The 6,041-nt window shown below is 54.7% G+C and carries 5 protein-coding genes; 4 read left to right on the forward strand and 1 reads right to left on the reverse strand.

Annotated elements, in window-relative coordinates:
* The 4 genes from clpX to V6D20_19375 all read left to right on the forward strand — a co-directional run.
* On the forward strand, positions 1-1,132 hold a 1,132-nt coding region (clpX, locus tag V6D20_19360), incomplete at its 5' end, for an ATP-dependent protease ATP-binding subunit ClpX (protein ID HEY9817941.1).
* Positions 1,133-1,174: 42 nt separating this feature from the next.
* Entirely contained in the window at positions 1,175-2,059 is an 885-nt protein-coding gene (locus V6D20_19365) for an alpha/beta hydrolase (GenBank protein ID HEY9817942.1), read from the forward strand.
* 89 nt (positions 2,060-2,148) lie between these two features.
* Positions 2,149-2,640 carry a pentapeptide repeat-containing protein gene (locus V6D20_19370; GenBank protein ID HEY9817943.1) on the forward strand — a complete coding sequence of 164 codons (492 nt, stop codon included), beginning with the start codon at positions 2,149-2,151 and terminating at the stop codon, positions 2,638-2,640.
* A gap of 28 nt (positions 2,641-2,668) precedes the next feature.
* Entirely contained in the window at positions 2,669-3,877 is a 1,209-nt protein-coding gene (locus V6D20_19375) for a 5-(carboxyamino)imidazole ribonucleotide synthase (protein HEY9817944.1), read from the forward strand.
* Positions 3,878-3,890: 13 nt separating this feature from the next.
* Here the strand turns inward: V6D20_19375 and V6D20_19380 are convergent.
* On the reverse strand, positions 3,891-6,041 hold a 2,151-nt coding region (locus V6D20_19380; protein HEY9817945.1), incomplete at its 5' end, for an adenylate/guanylate cyclase domain-containing protein.

The raw sequence follows: 6,041 nt of genomic DNA on the forward strand, positions 1-6,041 counted from the left end.
GTCATCGGTGTCCCTGAGCCAGATTCCCAAGCCTCAGGAGATTAAAAACCATCTGGATGCCCATGTCATTGGTCAGGATCAGGCGAAAAAGATTCTGTCCGTTGCGGTGTACAACCACTATAAGCGTCTCAGCTATGAGCAAAGCATGACGCTGGGCGGCACCCGTCGGGATGATTCCATCCAGCTTCAGAAGTCTAATATTCTGCTGATTGGCCCCACGGGCTGCGGTAAAACACTTCTGGCCCAAACCCTAGCAGAACTACTAGATGTGCCCTTTGCGGTAGCGGATGCGACGACGCTGACGGAAGCTGGGTATGTGGGTGAAGATGTGGAAAACATCCTGCTACGCCTGCTGCAAGTCGCTGATCTGGATGTAGAAGAAGCCCAGCGCGGCATCATCTACGTCGATGAAATTGACAAGATTGCCCGCAAGAGCGAAAACCCTTCTATCACCCGAGATGTATCTGGCGAAGGCGTCCAGCAAGCATTATTGAAAATGCTAGAGGGGACTGTTGCGAACGTGCCGCCTCAAGGCGGCCGCAAGCACCCCTATCAAGACTGTATTCAGATCGATACTACTAATATTCTGTTCATCTGCGGTGGAGCGTTTGTGGGGCTCGACAAGGCGGTTGAGCAGCGCATTGGTAAGCGTTCCATGGGTTTTGTCCAACCCACCGATAATCAGCAGTTGCGCGAACGTCGGGCTTCGGAAGTGCTGAAGCATGTTGAGCCTGACGATATGGTTAAATTTGGCATGATTCCTGAATTCATTGGCCGGGTGCCGGTGATGGCGGTGGTGGATCCGCTCGATGAGGAAGCCCTCACAGAGATCTTGACCGAGCCCCGCAATGCGCTGGTGAAGCAGTATCAAAAACTGCTGAAGATGGATAATGTCACCCTAGAGTTTAAACCCGATGCCGTGCGGGCGATCGCTCGGGAAGCCTATCGTCGGAAGACCGGAGCTCGGGCCCTGCGGGGTATTGTCGAGGAGCTAATGCTAGAAATCATGTATGAGCTGCCCTCTCGAAAAGATGTGACCCGCTGCGTGATTACTCGAGAGATGGTGGAAAAACGCTCGACGGCTGAGCTACTAGTGCATCCGTCGTCCCTGCCCAAACCTGAGTCGGCTTAAGGGCCTGTGAATCCGTTGTGCATCATTTACTAAGCTAAGCCCATGCCCTATCAAGCCGTTCGTGGTGTTGACCATTACTATGAGTGGATCACGGCGGGCGATCGCCCCCAACCATCAGGATCAAAGCCTGTGATGGTGTTCCTCCACGGCTGGGCTGGGTCGGGGCGCTATTGGCGAACCACGGCACATGCCCTAACGCCCCACTTTGATTGTCTGCTCTACGATATGCGAGGCTTTGGGCGATCGCCCCTGCCGGTGCCACCGCCAGCGGATTTGATCGACGACTATGAACTAGACAGCTATGCCGATGATTTGGCGATGCTTCTAGAGGCCCTAGGGCTATCGCGTCCGGTCTACCTCAATGCTCATTCCATGGGGGCTTCTGTGGCCACCCTGTTTCTCAACCGCCATGGAGATTGGGTCAAAGAAGCGGTGTTAACCTGTAGCGGCATTTTTGACTACGACAAGCAGGCCTTTGAAGCGTTTTATCGCTTTGGCGGGTATGTGGTGAGCTTTCGTCCGGCATGGCTAGGACAAATTCCCCTCGCCCACCGTATGTTCATGGCTCGATTTCTACATCGCTCCATTCCTAGCCACGAAAGTCAGTCATTTCTCAACGATTTTCTGATGGCGGACTATGCAGCGGCCATGGGTACCATCTACACCTCGGTGAGCAAAGCAGCGACGGAGGTGATGCCCCGGGAGTTTGCCCAACTGAAGACGCGTACCCTGCTGATCTCGGGGCAGTATGATCAGATTATTCCAGCAGATATGGGGCAAAAAGCGGCAGCCCTGAGTCCCCATGTAACCCAGGTAGTGATTCCCCGCACCTCCCACTTTCCCATGCTGGAAGATGCCAAGACCTATCTACAAGTGCTGTCTGCCTTCCTGGAATTGGGCGATCGCACCCCAGCGCTACCGGTCTAAGCTCCTATTGATCTAAGTGCGCGCAGGCTAATGTAGCCGCCGCCAACCGATCTCGCCCGTTTATTGTCGCGTAGAAGGACACCTCCCCTATGAACATCACCACCGCGCTGCTGAGTATTCTGGCAGCGATCGCCATTTGGGGCGTGAGTTTGCCTGCTTGGGCAGACTGGAGCACACCGCTCTCCTTTAGCAACGCCGACCTCACCCAACAGGATTTCTCAGGGCAGAGCTTACAGGCTGCGGAACTGTCCAATGCCAACCTAGAGCTCACCGATTTTTCAAATGCTGATCTGCGGGGAGCTGTGTTGAGTGCCTCGGTGCTAACCAAAACCAATCTGCATGGGGCAGACTTGACCAATGCCATGGCAGATCAGTCCAAGTTCTTTGATACCGACTTGAGTGATGCCGTGTTAGTCGAGTCCATTTTGCTGGGATCTACCTTTGAACAGGTAGATATCACCGGAGCAGACTTTAGTGATGCTATTCTAGATCGGCTGCAGGTCAAGGAATTTTGCGCCTACGCTACTGGAACTAATCCAACCACCGGCATCAAAACCCGAGACTCCTTGGGTTGCCGGTAGACCAGCATCCTGCCGTTTTCCCTCGCCTATGGATATCTCTACGATGCGATCGCCAGATTCTAGCTCTGCTGCCCTGTCTTCTGCGCCGGTTTATCAGGTTGGGGTGATTGGGGGAGGGCAGCTTGCCTGGATGATGGAGCGAGGGGCAAGGGCCTTAGACCTGGGTCTACGCGTTCAGACCCCCCAGCCGACGGATCCAGCGGTGGCGATCGCTCGGGGCGTGGTCTATGGAGCCATTGATGATGCTGAGGCCACGGCTCGGCTCGCGCAGCAATGTCAGGTGATTACCTTTGAGAATGAGTTCATTGATCTAGCCGCGTTGACGGCCCTAGAGCAGCAGGGCATCCTGTTTCGTCCCTCTCTAGCCGCCCTCACCCCCCTGTTAGACAAGTACGATCAGCGGCGCTACCTGCGAGACCATGGTCTACCCACACCAGACTTTGTTGCCTTGCCCCAAGTCGTAACAGCGGACGATCTAATGCAGTTGGGACTCCCCGTCGTCCTCAAAGCTCGGCGACATGGCTATGACGGCCAGGGTACGAAAATTTTGCGCGATCGCTCCCAGGTATCCGCCGCTCTAGAGTTGATTCAACAATCCCAAACCGACTGGCTGCTGGAGACCTTTATTCCCTTCCAGCGGGAGTTAGCCATTATGGTGGCACGCTCGGTGACGGGAGAGGTGGTGACCTATCCTGTGGTGGAAACTCAGCAGGTGGATCAAATTTGTCGGCGAGTGGTGGCAGTGGGGGATCTACCCGAGGTGGTGGTGCAGCAAGCTGAAGCGATCGCCCGCCAGCTGATGACCAGCCTAGAGATGGTGGGGATCATGGGCATTGAACTCTTCTTGACCGCCGACCAGCAGATTTTGGTGAATGAAACCGCGCCCCGCACCCATAATTCCGGTCACTACAGCCTGGATGCCTGTCAAACCTCCCAGTTTGAACAGCACCTGCGGGCCGTGGCTGGTCTGCCCTTAGGCGATGCGTCCCTCACGGTGCCGGGGGCTGTCATGGTCAACCTACTGGGCACAGACATCCCCGAGGCAGCCTATGCTGATCGGCTGCGATCGCTCTCCGCCCTGCCCCAGTCTCGGCTCTACTGGTATACCAAAGCTCCTCGCCCTGGACGGAAGCTAGGCCATATCACGATGACTTGCCCACAAACCAGGACAGAGGAGCGCCGAGCCTACGCTGACGCCATGATTCAGCGCGTCGAAACCATGTGGTATGCACCCTAGAGTTGATAACGGCTTATTTCTCGGTGAGCGTCCAAGAGCCATCCCAATCTTCGGACGGCGGCTTCAGCAACCACTTCTGGCAGCGATCGAGGTGGAGCACCGATGATTTGTCCGTTTTATCGGCTTCCAGCGCCATGCCAAACTCACCCATGGCCTGGGCAAACTGACGGTCGAGGTAATACTTCCGACCCTTTTCATAATGCTCCATCACCCGCTGCTTCACATCCGGGATCGGATCGTTGCGTAGACCAACCAACTCGTAGATCACAACCGGCTTGGTCTTACCCTTGACCGTGATGTAGTCCAGCTCACGCACCAAGACGCGATCGGCACAGGGGCGGTAGGTGGTTTCGCTAATAACAATATCCGTGCCATAGAGCTTACTAGCCGCCTCTAAGCGTGACCCAAGGTTGACCCCATCACCGATCGCCGTAAACTCCATACGTTTACTAGAGCCAATGTTGCCGCTAATAACGCTATCCGAGTTGACGCCAATGCCAATGCGGATGGGGACTTGGCCGGCAAACTGACGCTCTTCATTAAACAGGGCTAGCCGCCGCCGCATTTCTAAGGCCGTTTGTACTGCCATCCATTCGTGGTCTTGCAAGGGTAGGGGCGATCCATAGACCGCCATAATCGCATCGCCAATGTACTTATCAAGGGTGCCCTTGTAGGTAAACACCGCATCTACCATGGCTTCGAAGTACTTGTTGAGCATCTCCACCACTTCCTCTGCCTGCAGGCTTTCGGTGATGGTAGTGTAGCTGCGAATATCGGAAAACAGAACGCTGACTTCCTTGCGATCGCCCCCCATTTTGGCCGCATCAGGATTTTCCATGAGCTGCTCGGCCAACTCCTGGGTCATATAGCGATACATGGTGCTTTTGAGACGCTTTTCATCGCTGATGTCATCCATGACCACCAGGGCTCCCGACACGCGATCGCGATCGGCGGCATCGGCAATGGTATTAATCGACAGGTTGACGCTGTGAAACTCTTCTCCATGCACAGGATGGAGCGTTTGATCCGGGTAATACTGCTGGCGATCCTTCAGCTCATGGGGAGACAGGGCTCCTTGAAACCAGCGCGAAAAATCAGCCTTTTCAATGGTGATCAAGTCCACCACCGATCGCCCTTCGATGGACACTGATTGATCTAGCCCCAAGAGTTCCAAGGCGCTTTCATTGGCAGCAATCACCTTGCCTTCCTTGTCCGTGGAAATTACACCATTGGAGAGCGATCGCAAAATGTCCCGCTGCATCTGCTCCTGCTGCTTCACCATGGCAAACAGCTTGGCATTGTGCAACGCCACCCCTGCTTGAATGTTGAAGGTTTCCATGAACTCTTGGTCATTGCGATTGAAGCTAGCCCGCCAACATTCCGGCGCGTCGGGCCAGTTGGCAGCATCGTAGGGGGGTAAGTCAGCCTGCTTCTTCTTGTTGACCAACTGGGTCACCCCAATCAACTCCCCATCTGGATTCCACACCGGCATACAGAGCAGGCTACAGGTGCGATAGCCGTTTTGCTGATCAAACTTTTTAGAAACTTCTGAATCAGGATGGGTGTAGAGATCAAAGGGAATGTTGAGCACTTCGCCGGTTTCCGCCACATGACCCGCAAAACCAACGCCCACCGGCACCCGAAATTCCTTCAAGGAGCCATCCGCCTGGGAAATTTTCGTCCATAGCTCATGGCGATCGCGATCGAGAAGCCAGAGGGTACTGCGATCGGCATTCATCAGCAGCTTGGCTTCATCCATCACCCGCTTTAGCGTATCGTCGAGATCCAAACTGCTCTTGCTGAGAGATTCCGTAGCTTTAATCAGGGCATTAGCGGCCCGTTGCCGCTGAGTTGCCACATAAAACGACTGGGATGATTTGAGAATGAGACGAATAGAGGCACTAAACTCCCTAAACAGATCCTCATCCTCTGGGGTGAAGCCCACCTGATCAATCCGGTCACTCAAAGGATGACCCGGTTCACAATTGGGCCGGAGCTTGTTCATCATTTGCACCACTGCCACCAGTTCTGGTTCACCGTCACTGTCGGGATGCTGTTCATCCAGCAGAGGCATAGCCAGCATGGTGTAGGTGCGATAGCCAGTTTTCTCGTATTGAATACGGGCTTGCTCCGATCGCGGATCATCAAAGAAGTCAAAGGGAAT

This window comes from Candidatus Obscuribacterales bacterium, assembly GCA_036703605.1.
Classification (GTDB): domain Bacteria; phylum Cyanobacteriota; class Cyanobacteriia; order RECH01; family RECH01; genus RECH01.